The organism is Methanosarcina sp. UBA411, assembly GCF_002495725.1.
Lineage (GTDB): Archaea > Halobacteriota > Methanosarcinia > Methanosarcinales > Methanosarcinaceae > Methanosarcina.
Window position 1 is genome coordinate 1 of record NZ_DAGK01000029.1, and the last position, 16887, is coordinate 16887.

At 41.6% G+C, this 16887-nt stretch carries 15 protein-coding genes, 1 tRNA gene and 1 pseudogene; 13 read left to right on the forward strand and 4 right to left on the reverse strand.

Annotated elements, in window-relative coordinates:
* From BP861_RS11050 to BP861_RS11060, 3 genes are all read left to right on the forward strand, one after another.
* Positions 1–2037 (forward strand): PKD domain-containing protein (locus tag BP861_RS11050; RefSeq protein WP_292375500.1); only part of this gene is annotated, 2037 nt, incomplete at its 5' end.
* A 434-nt stretch (positions 2038–2471) separates the two neighbouring features.
* Complete coding sequence (locus BP861_RS11055) at positions 2472–4442, forward strand: hypothetical protein (protein WP_292375502.1); 1971 nt, start codon at positions 2472–2474, stop codon at positions 4440–4442.
* Positions 4443–4478: 36 nt separating this feature from the next.
* On the forward strand, positions 4479–4619 hold the full coding sequence (locus BP861_RS11060; protein ID WP_292375530.1) for a PKD domain-containing protein: 141 nt from the start codon (positions 4479–4481) through the stop codon (positions 4617–4619).
* 197 nt (positions 4620–4816) lie between these two features.
* Here the strand turns inward: BP861_RS11060 and BP861_RS11065 are convergent, their stop codons facing one another.
* Positions 4817–5932 carry a right-handed parallel beta-helix repeat-containing protein gene (locus tag BP861_RS11065; RefSeq protein ID WP_292375504.1) on the reverse strand — a complete coding sequence of 372 codons (1116 nt, stop codon included), beginning with the start codon at positions 5930–5932 and terminating at the stop codon, positions 4817–4819.
* A 318-nt stretch (positions 5933–6250) separates the two neighbouring features.
* Here BP861_RS11065 and BP861_RS11070 point away from each other — a divergent pair, with 318 nt between their 5' ends.
* The 4 genes from BP861_RS11070 (at position 6251) to BP861_RS11085 (ending at position 10949) form a co-directional block, all read left to right on the forward strand.
* Complete coding sequence (locus BP861_RS11070) at positions 6251–7621, forward strand: Single-stranded DNA binding protein (RefSeq protein ID WP_292375506.1); 1371 nt, start codon at positions 6251–6253, stop codon at positions 7619–7621.
* The gene (locus BP861_RS11075; protein WP_292375508.1) at positions 7614–8483 is read left to right on the forward strand and encodes an RPA family protein; all 870 of its coding nucleotides are present in this window, start codon (positions 7614–7616) and stop codon (positions 8481–8483) included. The genes BP861_RS11070 and BP861_RS11075 overlap by 8 nt, the downstream gene beginning before the upstream one ends.
* A gap of 149 nt (positions 8484–8632) precedes the next feature.
* Positions 8633–10204 carry a phosphoglycerate dehydrogenase gene (serA, locus tag BP861_RS11080; RefSeq protein WP_292375510.1) on the forward strand — a complete coding sequence of 524 codons (1572 nt, stop codon included), beginning with the start codon at positions 8633–8635 and terminating at the stop codon, positions 10202–10204.
* 241 nt (positions 10205–10445) lie between these two features.
* A complete protein-coding gene (locus tag BP861_RS11085) occupies positions 10446–10949 on the forward strand; it encodes a DUF2240 family protein (RefSeq protein ID WP_292375512.1) in 504 nt (167 codons plus the stop codon).
* Positions 10950–11230: 281 nt separating this feature from the next.
* Here BP861_RS11085 and BP861_RS11090 read toward each other — a convergent pair whose 3' ends face one another.
* The 3 genes and pseudogenes from BP861_RS11090 to BP861_RS11105 all read right to left on the reverse strand — a co-directional run bounded on the left by BP861_RS11090 (position 11231) and on the right by BP861_RS11105 (position 14531).
* Entirely contained in the window at positions 11231–12082 is an 852-nt protein-coding gene (locus BP861_RS11090; RefSeq protein ID WP_292375514.1) for a methanogenesis marker 8 protein, read from the reverse strand.
* A 10-nt stretch (positions 12083–12092) separates the two neighbouring features.
* Positions 12093–12530: pseudogene (locus BP861_RS16130) on the reverse strand (thioesterase family protein).
* Between the two features lie 372 nt (positions 12531–12902).
* Positions 12903–14531 carry an alpha-keto acid decarboxylase family protein gene (locus BP861_RS11105; RefSeq protein WP_292375520.1) on the reverse strand — a complete coding sequence of 543 codons (1629 nt, stop codon included), beginning with the start codon at positions 14529–14531 and terminating at the stop codon, positions 12903–12905.
* Between the two features lie 540 nt (positions 14532–15071).
* Between BP861_RS11105 and BP861_RS11110 the strand changes: the two genes are divergently transcribed.
* From BP861_RS11110 to BP861_RS11135, 6 genes are all read left to right on the forward strand, one after another.
* Positions 15072–15452, forward strand: a complete 381-nt coding sequence (locus BP861_RS11110; RefSeq protein WP_292375521.1) for a 50S ribosomal protein L18e — start codon at positions 15072–15074, stop codon at positions 15450–15452.
* A gap of 10 nt (positions 15453–15462) precedes the next feature.
* Positions 15463–15885 carry a 50S ribosomal protein L13 gene (locus BP861_RS11115; RefSeq protein WP_292375523.1) on the forward strand — a complete coding sequence of 141 codons (423 nt, stop codon included), beginning with the start codon at positions 15463–15465 and terminating at the stop codon, positions 15883–15885.
* A 12-nt stretch (positions 15886–15897) separates the two neighbouring features.
* Positions 15898–16302, forward strand: coding sequence for a 30S ribosomal protein S9 (locus tag BP861_RS11120; protein WP_292375525.1), 405 nt, complete (start codon positions 15898–15900; stop codon positions 16300–16302).
* A gap of 4 nt (positions 16303–16306) precedes the next feature.
* Positions 16307–16495: a DNA-directed RNA polymerase subunit N gene (locus BP861_RS11125; RefSeq protein ID WP_292375527.1), complete on the forward strand. Its 189-nt coding sequence runs from the start codon at positions 16307–16309 to the stop codon at positions 16493–16495.
* A tRNA-Pro gene (locus BP861_RS11130) sits at positions 16496–16570 on the forward strand.
* Positions 16571–16682: 112 nt separating this feature from the next.
* A complete protein-coding gene (locus BP861_RS11135; RefSeq protein ID WP_292375528.1) occupies positions 16683–16865 on the forward strand; it encodes a DNA-directed RNA polymerase subunit K in 183 nt (60 codons plus the stop codon).
* The last annotated feature ends 22 nt before the right edge of the window (positions 16866–16887 follow it).

Here is a 16887-nt window from a genome sequence, read left to right on the forward strand (position 1 = left end):
ACAAAACCGGTTGCAGATTTCTGGGGATCGCAACTTTCAGGAAATGCTCCACTAAAGGTAACATTTACAGAGACAAGCAAAGGATCACCAACGTCATGGAAATGGGATTTTGGTGATGGAACATCGTCAACAGAAAAGAGCCCAACACACACATATTCAAAAACAGGAACTTATACGGTTAAACTTACAGCAACAAATGAAGCAGGTAGTAGTACAAAAAATAAAGCAAACTACATAACAGTAACAATAGGTTCAAAAGCTCCAGTTGCAGATTTTTGGGGATCGCCACTCTCAGGAAAAGCACCATTAAAAGTGACATTTACTGAGACAAGCAAAGGATCACCTACATCATGGAAATGGGATTTCGGAGACGGGACTTATTCAACAGTAAAGAGTCCGACGCATACATATTCAGAAGCGGGAAATTACACTGTTAAGCTGACAGCAACAAATGCGGACGGAAGTACAATCAAGACAAAATATCAATACATAAAGGTGACCGGAGCTTCCCAAGCTCCGGCTGCTTCATTTTCTGCATCCCCAACCTCAGGAAAAGCACCATTAAACGTTGCATTTAAGGATACCAGCAAAGGAACGCCAACTGCATGGAAATGGAATTTTGGAGACGGAACATCATCAACAGCCAAAAATCCGACACATAAGTACTCCAAAGCAGGAAAATACAAAGTAACACTTACAGTAACTAACTCTGCAGGTAGCAATACAGCAACAAAATCAAATTATATAACAGTAACAACAGCTGCAACAAAACCGGTTGCAGATTTCTGGGGATCGCCACTCTCAGGAAAAGCGCCATTAAAGGTAACATTTACAGAGACAAGCAAAGGATCACCTACATCATGGAAATGGGATTTCGGAGACGGGACTTATTCAACAGTAAAGAGTCCGACGCATACATATTCAAAAGCAGGAAATTACACTGTTAAGCTGACAGCAACAAATGCGGACGGAAGTACAACTAAGACCAAATATAAATACATAAAGGTGACCGGAGCTTCCCAAGCTCCGGCTGCTTCATTTTCTGCATCCCCAACCTCAGGAAATGCACCATTAACAGTTGCATTTAAGGATAAAAGTACAGGAACTCCTAATTCATGGAAATGGAATTTCGGAGACGGAACATCGTCAACAGCCAAAAATCCAACACATAAGTATTCAAAAGCAGGGAAATATACAGTAACACTTACGGCAATAAATAAAGCTGGAAGTAACACGGTTAAAAAATCAAATTATATAACAGTAACAACAGCTGCAACAAAACCAGTTGCTGAGTTTTCGGCTTCTCCGACATCAGGAAAAGCACCATTAAACGTTGTATTTAATGACAAAAGCACAGGAACTCCTAATTCATGGAAATGGAATTTTGGAGACGGAACAACTTCAACAGCCAAAAATCCAACACATAAGTATTCCAAAGCAGGAAAATACACAGTAACATTGACAGCAACAAATGCAGCTGGAAGTAATACGGTTAAAAAATCAAATTATATAACAGTGACAACAGCTGCGACAAAACCGGTTGCAGATTTTTGGGGATCACAACTTTCAGGAAATGCTCCACTAAAGGTAACATTTACAGAGACAAGCAAAGGATCACCAACTGCATGGAAATGGGATTTCGGTGATGGAACATCGTCAACAGAAAAGAAACCAACACACACATATTCAAAAGCAGGAACTTATACGGTTAAACTTACAGCAACAAATACAGCAGGTAGTAGTACAAAAAATAAAGCAAACTACATAAAAGTGACAATAGGTTCAAAAGCTCCAGTTGCAGATTTCTGGGGAACGCCGATCTCAGGAAAAGCGCCATTAAAAGTAACATTTAAAGAGACAAGCAAAGGATCCCCTACATCATGGAAATGGGATTTCGGAGACGGGACTTATTCAACAGTAAAGAGTCCGACGCATACATATTCAAAAGCAGGATATTATACGGTCAAACATACAGCAACAAATGCGGACGGAAGTACACTCAAGACTAAGTACAAATACATAAAGGTAACAAAATGACAGCAACTTCAAAAACTTAATTGTAAATTTTTGGGACTCATCAGTCTTAGATAAAAATGTCCAAAGGTAATGAGGAGTGGGAGATCGTTAATCGAATCTCGCGAAAAAGGGCATATTCGACTTGATTTAGAACATCCTAAGATTTCGTGCTAACTATTATTCAATAACTCTTAAATCTAATTACTTAACACTCTTTTTTGAACTAACACCCTTTTTTGAGCTCATTTAAGATCCTGAAAATTTCCCATATATTTTCGCAACAAAGATTCCATAGCCTCTACATATCTCTGATTTTATAAAATTAAACTTTTTTACAAATTACCAAAAACTGACTTTTATAAATAAAAGAGTTAAAAGAAAAAATTTAAGTTTGGTACATAAAACTTCATTAATTGAAATTAAAAGTTCTGGATCAAAAATCAGAGATGAGAATAATGAATAAACTAATGACTGTATATAAGACAAGTTTAATTTCAATAGCCCTTGCTTTGTTTTTAGTTTTATCAACAGCATCGACAGTTACTGCGGAAAACGTTTCGCCCACGGTTACTGAGACTCGAATAACTTCCAATGTATCAGATCAAATGCAGCCTGATATATATGGCGATAAGATAGTATGGCATGACACGCGTAATGGTAATCTGGATATTTACATGTACGACCTGTCTACTTCCAAAGAAATACAGATTACTACTAATGAATCATGGCAAAGTTGGCCTGATATTTACGAGGACAGGATTGTGTGGGAGGATGAGCGCAACGGCATTTCCAGTCCTGATATCTATATGTACAACCTTTCTACATCCGAGGAGACCCAAATAACTACTAATGAATCACTTCAGTTTAATCCTGCTATCTATGGTGACAAAATAATATGGCAGGATTTTCGTGAGAATCGTGATGGAGATGGAGAAACGGATATTTATGTGTATGATCTTTCCGCCCATAACGAGACCTCGATTGCTACCACTGCATTGGGATGCTGGGACAATCCTCATCCAAAGATCTGTGGTGATAAAGTAGTGTGGTATGACTGTCTCAATGAAAGCAGGTTCGGCATCTACGTTTATGAGCTCTCCACTAATAAGAAAACTCTGATTACCGCCGATGGATCAAAACCTGCTATTTATGGTGATAAAATAGTTTATGAGAAAGATAGTGTCAACTTATACTTGTACAATATATCCACATCCACAGAAACTAAAATTTCCACCAATGAATCATACAAAAAAAGCCTTTCTATCTACGGGAACAGGATAGTGTGGGAGGACTATAGAAGTGACCATCCGGATATTTACATGTATGATATCTCTACTTCCACAGAGACCCGGATCACAACCAATGAATCAGTAGATGATCCTGTAGCTGGAACATATAACCCTGTAATATATGGTGACAGGATCGTGTGGCAGGACTATCGCAATAGGAACTCCGACATTTACATGGCCACTCTTACCTGGTCTCAAGAGCCACCTCAGGATGACAATAACTCCAGCAATGAAACTCGGATCACAACCAGTGGATCAGCAGGTGGTCCTTCCATCTACAGTGATAAGATAGTATGGGAAGATTATCGCAGTGGAAACGCAGATATATACATGTACGATCGTTCCACTTCCAAGGAAACTCAAATAACCAGCAGTCCAGATAATCAGACACATCCTGCAATCTATGGAAACAGGGTAGTGTGGCAGGACGATGGTGGTGAGGATGATGGTGGAACAAATCATGGCATTTTCATGTACGATGTTTCCACTAAGAAGAAAATGAGAATTAGTCCTACTGAATTAGCATACGATCCTGCTATTTACGGCAACAGGATAGTATACTCCAGGACTCGCAGTGGAAACACTGATGTTTACATGTATGATCTTTCAACCTCCAAGGAAACTCAGATAACCAGCAGTCCAGATGCTCAGACACATCCTGCGATTTATGGTAACAGGATAGTGTGGCAGGATGATGGCGGTGAGGATGACGGTTGGGTAAATCATGGCATCTTCATGTACGATATTTCCACTAAGAAGAAAATGAGAATTAGTCCTGCTGAATTAGCATACCAGCCTGCTATTTACGGTAACAGGATAGTGTACTCCAGTGATCGCAATGGAAACATTGATGTCTACATGTATGACCTCTCAACTAAAACGGAAACTCAGATAACCAGCAGTCCAGATAAGCAGGCAGCTCCAGCTATTTATGGGAACAGGATAGTATGGGAGGATGATGGCGGTGAGGATGATGGTGGAACAAATCATGGTATCTTCATGTACGATATTTCCACTAAGAAGAAAATGAGAATTAGTGCCAATGAATTAGCATACCAGCCTGCTATTTATGGTAACACAATAGTATGGCTATACGATTACGGATACCACTCCGACATTTACATGCGCGATATTTAAAACGAAGCATCAAAAACACCTGTTGCTGCATTCAGAATCTTCAAGGTTAGGAAAACAACCCGGAAGAACCCTGCACATAAATACAGTAAAGCAGGAAAATATACCGTCAGCTTGACAGTGAAAAACGCAAATGGCAGCAGCAATAAAACAATGTCAGGATATGTAGTGGCAAAATAGTGAAATTTAAGATGAAAAAAGTAATAAGAAAATCAGGTTAAGGATAGTGAGACTTCCCACCATCCTTTTTGGACATCTCAAGTTTTCTTTCAACTTCCTTTTAGTTTTTTCAACTTTATTTCAACATTCTCTCATTAAACTTGTTACTCTTATTTCTCTCATCTTTCCAGCTTTATGCCTTTATTTTCCTTTTTTCTTTACCTGTTCCGTCTCAGGAAATAAGCCGAGCCTATAGCTATCGTCAGAATTCCAGCACCCGGGCCAGGTGATTCTTTTTCTTCTGAAGCATTTGCCTTGGTAGCATTTTCGGCTGCTGGTGCTGTATTTTCGTTGGTTTTATTAGTTTCATTGGTTTCGTTTACCATGATTTCGGAACTGGTTGCTTTCTCCCTGTCGGCCAGGCCCTGCTTATAAGCACTGGCATTCAGGCTGCTTTCAAGGGCTTTAACGGCGTTTGGGACTTTTGGGAAAAGCGGGTAATTATCGGTTCCTCCACCTGTAATGTTATACGAGGCGTCGCAAATTCCGTTGCTGTTTTCGTCCACACCGGTCTCACTGTAGCCCCTGCCTTCAAGATCTGCCCAGAAATTCCCTCCGATGTAAGGGCCCCGGACGATATTCGGTTTTGTTTTAAGGGGGCTTTGCCAGATATTTTCTGCGTTTACGGCTTCTTCTTCCACATTTTCAGCGTTTTTGAAATAATTATTATAGATTAGGTTCTTGCTGCTTGCCTCAAGTGAGATTCCTGGACCGTAATTATAGGCGATTTTATTGTCAGAGATATCATTTGAGTTTGAGCTTTCGAGCCTTATTCCTATATCATCAAGGGTAATGAGATTGTTGCTTATGGTATTGCTTTCGGAATCTTTGAGAAGAATACCATACTCGGCTCCCTGGACTCTGTTGTTGTTAATATAGCAGCTTTTAACCCCTGTGAGCAAGATTCCCACTTTTTCCGAGCCTTCAATGGCAAACCCGCTGAAAGATGCCCGGTCCACACTGACTTCAACAGTGCCTTTCGTGGGATCAGCTGCTTTTATCACTGTCTCCTCTGGATTTCTAGACTCCGCCCAGATTCGAACCTCTTTATTTATTTTAAGATTTTCAACATAGGTTCCAGGGCTTACAAAAATAGTGTCTCCGGCCTCTGCTTCATCGATTGCGGCCTGTATAGAGATATAATCCCCCTCTGTGGCCGAACTTACCCTTAAACTAGAGGCTGAGGCAGCCGAGCAGGTGCAGAGAGCTGCCAGAATAATTGCAAGCGCTGTCAGCTTAAAAGCTTTGAAATTAATTCCTTTTATTCTTCTCATATTAGTTCTCCATTTACATTTTGAAGCTTCCATCTCCTTTGTCAGGCTTTAAATTATTAGAAGAAAGAAAGCCTTCCTTTTTCAGGTTTTTTATCGGTTTTTAGGAAAAGTCTCTCTCAATAATTTGTTAGGAAAGAATTTTATCCCGAAGTAAATATACCTTTGTAAATCAAAAATTCTAAACAGCTATCCTTAAATAATAGTTCACTATCCTCTACGATAGAGGAAATTAGTCTTTAATTAAAGCCTTAAATACTGTAAAATCCGATATTACACGGAAATTTTATTTCTATTATTGTCTCGAATGGAGGCCTAAAAATGGATGAGAAGATTGCGCCCCACCTTGAAGAGTTAACCAGGGCGCTTGGAGACCTTGAAAAGACTGGCATCCGGGCAGAGTTTGAGAAACTCATTGCCTTCCGTGTCCCACCTGACATTGCAAAAGAGAGTATTCTCCGCAAGTTTGGAGAAAAGAAAAGAATTTTGAAAGTAAAGGATCTGTCTGCTAATCTTAAGAACTTTGAGTTTACAGGAAGGATCCTGGATCTTGGGGAGAAATCAATACGCTCGCAGGCAGAGGCTCAGGAAAAGCCTTCCAGGCTTTATACCGGCGTGCTTGCAGACGAAACCGGCTCAGTTCAGTTTTCTTCCTGGAAAGAGCTTCCAGGTTCTGTAGGGGATGTGATTAACGTCAAAAATGCCTATGTACGCATCTGGCAGAACAGGATCAGGCTTTCCATAGGAGAACAGTCTCTTGTGTCGAAGATTTCGGACTCATTGCTTCCTTCCTTATCCGAACTTTCAGCAAGCCAGAAAAAAAAGTTAATTGACATAAGAGCTGCCGATTTTTCCGTAGATACCGTTGCCTGCATTCTTCAGCTTTCCTATAGGGAAGTCCTTGTAAAAGGGCGCCAATCCAGAGTGATTTCAGGCGTACTCGCGGACGAGACCGGCAGGCTGCCTTTTACATCCTGGATTGAACTGGATGGCATTGATATAGGGAGCATTATCCGAATCGATGGAGCTCAAGTCAGGATATTCAGGGGAATGCCATCAGTAAATATCCTCAGCAGCACAAAAGTCTCCTCGGCCGGGCCAGAAGAAGCCGAAAAACTTGCATTTACCTTCGAATCCGTCGCAAAAGATCCAGTGCCAATAAAAATAGAAGAAATAGATTCAAGAGATAGCATGTTTGATGTGTCCGTCGCAGGCAACCTGGTTTCAGTCAGGCCTGGTTCAGGCATAATCTCCCGCTGCCCTGAATGCAGCCGTGTAATACAGAAAGGAAACTGTAGAGTACACGGCAAAGTAGAAGGCATATGGGACATGCGGATCAAAGCCGTACTTGATGACGGAACAGGCTCCATGTCAGTTACGTTTCCAAGAGAGCTTGCGGAAACTATCTATGGAAAAACTCTTGAAGAAGCCGAACAGCTGATGTTTTCTGATGTCTCAAAAGACGCAGTCTATGAAGATATAAAGCGTTTTCTTACAGGTCGCTACCTTGCAATACGCGGAAACTCTTCAAAAAGTGAATTTGGGATTTCTTTCGTAGCTGAAAGCGCCTGGGTACCTGAAGAGGATATTGCAGTGAGGGTAGTTGAACTCCTTCGCAGACTCGGGCCAGATGAAGAGGATGGATCGGATAAAAATTCACAGGTTTCCAGGGGAGGAATTGAGCTTGCTTAAACGAGAAGTTGCAAAAAGAGTTTTTGCAAGAGAATTCGAAGCCTGCAGAGAACTCGAAAAATCCGAAAGGCCTGACTCGGAAGCTACAGATTCAAAAACTCCAAACCTGCTTATCAGCCCTCTGGGACTTATTCTTAATCGAGTTTTTGTAGTTGGAGTAGTCACGGAACTTGATAATATCGGAACACAGAGTGAGATGTGGAAGGCAAGAATAGTTGATCCCACAGGGGCCTTCACCGTATACGCAGGCCAGTACCAACCTGAGGCTTTGATATTCTTTTCAACAGTACAGGTTCCTTCTTTCATTGCCCTTACAGGAAAAGCAAGAACCTACGAGCCAGAGCCCGGCTCGGTTTTTGTCTCTATTCGAGCTGAAGAAGTAAATGTGGTAGACGAAGAAATCCGCAACAGATGGATTGTTGACACTGCAGAACAGACCGTTGAGAGGCTTGAAGCCTTCTCGGATGCTCTGGCCAGTGGATATCATGGAGAGGAACTTCGGGAATACCTCCTGGGAAGAGGCATTTCTTCCGAGCTTACGGAAGGAATTGCCATTGCGCTTCAACGGGAATACTCTCGTGGTGAGTTTGCAAAAATACTTCGGACTTCCATCAGAGAGGGCCTCAAAACACTGGATTTGGACTCAGAAAACAGTACCAGTGCCAAGGCTGACCAGAAGGAATTCGTTCTCGAATTGCTCAAGGAAATGGGCGGAAGCAAAGGAGTTGATTATGCAGCTTTTATTGATTCTGCGGCTTCCAGAGGCATTCCTGAGCAGGTTGTAGAAGAGGTTATCCGTGCTCTGCTTGCAGGCGGGCAGTGTTACGAACCAAAGATAGGGATAATAAGGCTTGTAGGATAATCGTGTAGGGAAGAAAACTACAAAAGAGATAAAAATAGAAGAGTTTACCTCTGAATACGTGTGATAACGCTTAAGTGTGATTAGGTTGATTGGTATTCTCTATTAAGATTAAATATTCATGCTTATCTTATTGATCTGGAGAAATTGACATGAAAGTATTGGTCAGTGATTCACTCTCCAATGAAGGTTTGGAGATTCTAAAAGAACACTTTACGGTTGACGTTTCCACCGGGCTTTCCGAAGAAGAGCTGGTGAAAAAAATTAAGGATTACGATGCACTTGTAATACGCAGCGGCACCCAGGTCACTCAGAAGATTATCGAAGCTGCCGACAACCTGAAAGTTATCGGGAGAGCCGGGGTTGGAGTTGACAATATTGATGTGGATGCAGCTACAAAGAAAGGCATTATTGTGACTAACTCTCCCGAAGGCAACATGATTTCGGCAGCAGAGCACACAATTGCCATGATGATGGCAATGTCCAGGAACATCCCCCAGGCAAATGCTTCCCTGAAAGCCAGGGAATGGAAACGCAATAAATTCACGGGCGTTGAGGTCAAAGGCAAGACTCTGGGCGTCATAGGTCTCGGGAGGATAGGTTCCGAAGTCGCAAAAAGGGCGTCAGGGCTTGAAATGAACCTTATGGGATATGATCCATTCGTTTCTGAAAAGCGAGCTACCGAGCTTGGAGTCAAGCTGGCAACAGTTAACGAAATCGCAAAAGAAGCCGACTACATCACCGTGCACACACCTCTTATTAAAGAAACTAGAAACACTCTTGATGAAGAGCAGTTTGCCCTGATGAAGCCCACAACCAGAGTTATCAATTGTGCTCGTGGTGGCATTATCAACGAAGAAGCCCTGGCAAAAGCTATTGAAAGTGGAAAAATAGCCGGCGCAGCAATAGACGTTTTCGTTGAAGAGCCTCCTTTTAACAGCCCTCTCCTGAATTTTGACAATGTTGTAGTCACTCCTCATCTTGGAGCCTCCACTCAAGAAGCTCAGATCAATGTGGCAGTTGAGATTGCAAAGGAAATAGTTTCCGTCCTTACAGGCGGGACTGCAAAGAATGCAATCAATATCCCCTCGGTAAAACCAGAAGCTATGGCAGTTCTTGCTCCTTACATCAGGCTCTCGGAGATTATGGGCAAGATTGCAGGGCAACTCGTAGATGGAAATTACGAAAAGGTAGAAATCAGGTACAATGGAGAGATTTCCGGAAAGGATACAAGACCTCTTACAGTCTCTGCACTTAAAGGGCTGCTTGAGATGGCTCTCGGTTCCGGAGTAAACTATGTCAACGCCCCAACTCTTGCAAAGTCTAGAAAGATTGCAGTCGTTGAGAGCAAATCCGAATCTTCTGAGGAATACGCTTCAACTATCAGTATCAGACTTAGCAGCAACGGCCAGACAAAACTGGTTGCAGGTACTGTTGTCGGAGATGAGCCAAAGATCGTTGCAATCGATGACGACAGAGTGGATATCTTCCCTGCAGGCCGTATGATTTTTGCCAAACACATCAACAGACCCAATGTTATCGGACCATGCTGCTTGGTGCTCGGTAAAAACAATATTAATATCTCAGGCATGCAGGTTGGCAGATCAGAAATCGGAGGCGTAACCATGATGGTACTTAACGTAGACTCTGAAGTTTCTGACCCGATCCTTGAGGAAGTCCGGAAAGTCGATGGAATCCTTGATGCCAAACTTGTAACACTTTAAACTTTCCTTTTTAGGAAGACTTTACTCCAGCATAGTCCAGGATGGAAAATCCTGAGCTGGAACCTTTTAATTTTTAAATTTTTATCTTAAATTTCGTGATTTTAGACTTTTTCATCTTAAATTAGTATAGTATACACTTAATAATGGATACTCTTGATACAAATTATACTTTCAATAATATTATACTTACAATATTATATTGTACTCTCCTTGCCATTACCAATTTTTAAGAGGGTAGTTAATGGAAGAACTTAAACGCGTAGTCTCTGTTCCTTTTAAAAAAACTCTTGCAGCTTCTCTTTCGGAAAAAGATTTTGAATATTCCCTGGCTTTTGACCTGAAATGGTTTTCCCCAAAAACTGCCTCAAAAGTAAAAGAAAAAGCCCTTGAAGAAGGCTTTCTTATACTTAAAGGAGGAGTTCTTATGCCCGGTTTTGATGTGGAAAGTATCCGGATTCCGCATGCTTTCAAGCCGTCGGAGAATTTTCTCGAGAGCTCGAGAAGCTCCGGAGAAAAAACAGCGGTAAAAGAGGAAATTTCCTTTGAACAAGTTCTGGAATTTATCTCCGCAGATATCGGGGTAAACCGGCAAAAATTAGTTTCCGAGATTAATTTCATGCAGGACCAGCTTTCCTATCTTGTGGATATCCGAGTCGTGGCTCTTATTGTAGCAAAAAAGTTCGGATGCAATATCGAAGCAATTTTCTGGAAGATTGCCGACTCTGTACTCCGCTCTTCTTCTTAATAATTTATGCTAACTGTCTAACTGGGAAGAGAATTTTATCGATTTATGATTTTCAATTCCTTTTAAAGTACAGTAGATCCGTAATATCCTAGTACCTACTTCGATTGTAGGCGTCGCCATTTTAAAAGGTATCAGTTGATTACAATACTTTTCGAATAGGCTCTTAGTACCTATCCAAAAAATAAGTGTTAGCGTGTTGTGTGTCTTTTGGAGCTGAACAATAAATAAGCTCTAAGCAAACTGAAAAATACTCAAGGTTCCCACAGACCACACATAACCCTTTATTTCAAATCTCGCGGCTGCTTATGCTTAGGCAAAACTGGTAATTCTGTAGTTGTTATCAAAATTGGGCCTTCAATATCTTTTTCCCTCTCAATAACTAATTCTTTTCCTTTCTTAGTGAGGGCAAAGAGTGGAATTGCAGCAGCTACTTGAACTATGGGTTTTGCAAGCTCCCTTATATATTTAGAAGCGCACCCGACCACCAAATCTGAATTTTCCAGAAGACCTTGAGCTTCTTCCTTGCTGACGCCTGTAACATGCACAGCAATTACGATAAGTTCAAGACCAAATTCAGCTTCCAGTTCTCTCAGCTTTTTTGCAGTTTTTGAATCAGCAGTGGTTACTGCAACCTTTTTGTAACCAAGTTCTGCAGCTTTCCTTACTCCTCCAACAGGGTCTATTGATGCAGTTTTAGTATCAAGCACAATTCCGCCAAGTTTTTGAATTCCATTTATAACATCCTCAATGGGTTCAGTTTCGACCAAACCTGACATCCTGCCTCCGATACCCTGGACAAGTTCTGGATTGTTGGATATAACAGTTCCTGCTCCGTCGCAGGCGGTTACAGTTGCATCAAGAAAACCGCTGCGCAAACTAGACATCATTATTTCTGAGGCTCCAAAAGCTACAAAAGTATCACTCCCAAGGAGATGGCGCCTGGCTGTGAACATTCCGTATTTTTTTATTTTGAACTCTACATTCTTTTTGACTTCTTCAGAGGTGATTTTCTGGACACCGCTTAGCTTTTCAATGAGAGGACACCATTCAAGTTCAGGCTCTCCAACATCGATTACTTCACCATCCTTTACTATTACCCTTGTTTTTCCCATTATTTCCATTATATGAGGCATGATTATACCTTCAATTATTGGTACTTTTAGCTTTGGCTTCTGCCTTGGAGTTAAATTTGGCAGTGTCGGTTATAAATCTCTCACGAGTGCCCTCAGAAATATTTTCAACGCCATCATCAGCTATAATTGAAAAAGTGAGCTTTCGTCCCTCTATTTTTTCCAATTTTGTCTTTACCGTAACGGTCAAACCGGGGGGAGTAGACACCTAATGGTTCAATCTAACATCGGTGCCTATAGTTTGTTCAACAGGGAAGTCTAGATAGGGATTTATTGCCTTAATGAAAGCCCATTCAAATAATCCAACCATGAACCCAGTAGCAAAAACTTTTGGCATAACCTGAAATTCAGGTGATTCTGGATAAAAGAAAGAAACAGTATTATTCTCTGGTATTTTGAACTTGAATTCGTAAGCTAGACCAAGCTCCAAAGAAGAACTATCCATATACATGACCTCTTTTTAAAACATTCTACGCAAATAACCTCTTTTAACTCTAGGAATTGGCAGTTGAACTAATGAAAATTCAGTCCTATGCATTAAAATTCTTTTAAAGTCTATAAAGTTGTTATGGTCTCAAAATAAGGAAGACGTTTGATTATCTAATTTTGTCTAAAAATAGTTAAGGGTTCATAAGATTAGTCGTTTTAGCATATTATGTAAGTTACTTCGGTCTATGCATAAATATTCATTCCGTTGTGCATAGTGCCTATAACGATACAGTAAATCACAAAACTTTTCGGATAGGTTCTGATCAAATATCAAATACAGAACCTAAAAATATATCCTTGAGGACAAATCCTTAATAGGTTTAGTTTATAACGCTTACAAGTTCTTGTGAATTTCTTCCATAAGCGGGGAAGCCGACAACTTTGGCGTAACTACCTCAATATATGCACCTGTTTTAGTGCTACCTAACTCTTCCATAGTTTTATCTAACTCACCGCAGGTAGTAACCTTTCTCATTATCCAGTTATTGCAACCAAGCACCTCTGGCAATTTATGGTATTGCCACTCTGCAAGGTCATTATAGCAATAATCTAATTTTTCAGATAGCATTTTTTCTATCAGGTAGCCTTGATTGTTCAGCACGAAGATAATAGGCTTTAGACCATAGCGATAAAATTGGCTAATCTCCTGAGCTGTCATCTGGTGTGATCCTTCTCCAGTAATAAGGATCACTCGCTGGTCAGGTGCAGCCAGTGCAGCGCCAAAGGAAGCAGGAGTAGCCCAGCCAATCGCTCCCCAAAGCATCTCGCTCTCGAACTTAGCTCCTTTAGGTAAAACCAGAGGCAGTAATCCGTAAAAGGATGAACTTGAATCAGCTATAATTATATCATCGGGCTTAAAGAATTCTGCATACTTTGTGTATAAATAGTCAGCTGTTATCAGATCTTCATGATTTACTTTTGGAGTTGAGAGCCGTCTGGCCACGGGTCCCTTGATATCGGTACGCTTGTTGAGCCTTTTAGAGAGTTCCTCCAATACATCAAGCATTTTCACATTGATGTGATCAGTATACCCTATATGAACACTGGAAGGCATGATATTGATAATTCGAGATTTATCCAGCTTTGCCGTGAACATTCCCATGTTAATATCAGAAGGAATAGTGCCTATGGCCAGTATACAGTCGCAAGATTCCACAAATTCCCTGATTTCAGGATTAATAAGCTGTCCCATGTATAATCCCAGGTAGGAGGGATTAGTCTCATCAAGCACCGACTTATCCAGCGCCATAGTAACATAAGGCAAGCCCGAAGCGTTGATAACAGCCATAGTCAGATCCTTGAGATCAAAACGGTCAACAAGAAAACCCGGCATAATACAGGCTTGTTTTGCATTCGATAGTTTACCTGCAATAGTCGAGACTACTTCTTCAAGAGTCGCAGGATCGCTTTTTACAGGTGTTTCTTTTGGTGCCGTAAAAGATGAGATTTCTACATTCACATAGTCATGAGGTATTGCAATGTAGACAGGACGATGATTTTCCAGAGCTGCTGCGATGACTCGCTCGACTTCTTCAACGCAGTTTTCCGGAGTAAGCATTGTACTCGCACATACTACTGGTGCAGCCATCTCCATAAATATACTAGATTCTCCGTCACCAAGTGAGTGATGCACTATATCGTGTCTCTTCTGTGCCTGCATTTTTGGCATGCCGACAATATGGAATACCAGATTGTACTCCGCGTAAGAGCCTGCTATACCGCATAACGCCGACAGTTCACCTACGCCAAAAGTAGTAGACAACCCCGACATACCTTTAATACGAGCATAGCTATCAGCAGCATAAGCAGCATTCAGTTCATTGCAGCAGCCTATCCAACGAAGCTCCTTATCATCACAGACGGCGTTGTTGATAGGAAATGCAAAGTCTCCCGGCACGCCGAAAATATCCCTTATTCCCAGTTGCTTTAATCTATCCAGAAGGTATTGAATAACTGTCGGCATAATAATATCACCCGCTCCCCATTAGCATATTTCATGTTTCGTACTAGGCGCAGTAATTATTAACGACACACATAAGGAAGTCTAAACTCGTTTGCCGCCTGCTCATAAATGGATAATAATGTTATGCGAGGTTTCTCGCTTCCTCAACGTTGATTATTCCCCAAGTAGTAATTCGTTTAATATTATAAAAATAGGATTTCTTTCTGATACATCTTCATTATATTGATTAACTCCGAAAGCGAGTTTTCTAATTAATAAGTAAAAGGATGATTGAGCTTATGAGCAAACAGAGAGAAAAAAATATCAGAGACAAAAAAGATTATTATTTGGAATTCTCATAAATCTGAACTAAGGTGCACATAATCTTTATGTACTAGAAATGTTATTCACATCATACCAATTCCGACTAATCGCTTGTTCTTTAAATTTGCTACTTCTGGATTGAGATTCCGAAGAAGCAGTTATAGCGATGTTCGAACGCGATAGGGAATTTTTTTCCGCGTGAGTGAGATTTCTACAAATCTTGCGGAGGAACATACATTGGGTAAAAAATCACTGGTAAAACTGACAAAAAAAACAAATCCAAGAATCGTTTCCCTGATTCTTACCCTGAAAGATAGGGCAAATGCAAACACTGCCCCCATCTGGAAGGATATCGCGAGACGTCTTGAGATGCCGTCCAGAAACTATGCGGCTGTGAATATAAGTAAGATTAACAGGCACACGGCAGAGGACGATGTTCTGCTTATTCCGGGAAAAGTTCTGGGCGCAGGTCTACTTGACCACTCCGTAACTGTTGCGGCTCTAACCTTCAGTGACTCCGCAGTTGAAAAGATCACTGAAGCCGGTGGCAAGTGCCTGAGTCTCGAAGAGATAATGGAAGCAAATCCAAAAGGGTCCGGTATCCGGATTTTCCGCTGAGGTGTCGAAGATGACGGTTATCGATGCAAATGGGCTTATTCTAGGACGTCTTGCAAGTACAGTTGCAAAACAGTTGCTTTCAGGAGACGAAGAGATTTATATTGTGAATGCTGAAAAAGCCGTAATTTCTGGCTCAAGGGCGACCACCCTCAAAGAATACCGGGGAACCCGGGAAAGAGGTGCTACGGAATTCGGGCCTTACTTCCCGAAGCGTCCGGAACGCATCCTTAAGAGGACTATCCGTGGCATGCTGCCCTATAAGAGAGCAAGAGGCAGGGACGCAATGTCCAGGCTCAAAGTCTATGTAGGTGTTCCCTCTGAACTCAAGGGCACTGAAACAATCACAATTGCAGATGCCGATATGAGGCTTTTAAGCTCCAGTAAATATATTGAGCTTGGTGAAGTAAGCCAGAAATTGGGTTCAAAATTCTAAGGGTGAGTCCTCATGGTCAAAGTAGTTAATTCATCTGGAAAGCACAAGACTGCAACTGCACGTGCAACAGTCACGAAAGGAACCGGTAAGGTCAGGATCAACAAAATTCCGCTCGAGCTATATAAACCAGAGCTTGTAATGATGAAGATCTCAGAGCCCCTGCTGATCGCAGGAGATGAAGTGGTCTCCGGACTTGATATAAATGTAGATGTTCGGGGCGGCGGGATTATCGGGCAGGCTAATGCGGTAAGGACCGCAGTTGCCAGAGGTATTGTGGAGTGGACAAACGACACAATCATTAGAGATAACTTCGCAAGCTATGACCGCAATTTACTTGTAAGCGATTCCAGGCAGAAAGAATCAAAGAACTTTGGTGGACCTGGAGCAAGGGCTAAATACCAGAAATCTTACAGGTAAGACTATGATCCCAGTCCGATGTTTCTCATGTGGAAAAGTAATCTCAAACTATTGGGATGAGTACAAAAGACGTGTTAGTGATGGCGAAAACGCTGCCGTAGTGCTGGATGATCTTGGGATCACCCGCTACTGCTGTCGCAGAATGATGCTGAGCCATGTTGAACTCGTCGATGTGCTTTCGCCGTACCAGTAAGGGACCGTAGGGTAGCTTGGTCCATCCTTCGGCGTTCGGGACGCCGGAACCTGAGTTCGAATCTCAGCGGTCCCATTTCCCTATTTCCAGGGTGCTGGTTTTAAGGCATGTACTGTAAATATCAAACTTATCATGATTCTAAATAATTGGAATTCATCGGAGCGTTTTTAAATTTCAGGGTGATCAGTTGGTCAAGGAAAAGTATACCCGGTTCGAGCGTGCACGGATCATAGGTGCAAGAGCATTGCAAATTGCAATGGGAGCTCCTGTCCTTGTTGAAGATGACGGGCGGTTGGATCCTCTTAATCTTGCTATTGAAGAGTTGAAGGCCGGAGTTATTCCTATCACGGTCAAACGTAAAATCAGTTAAAAACGCAGTGGGATACATTTTC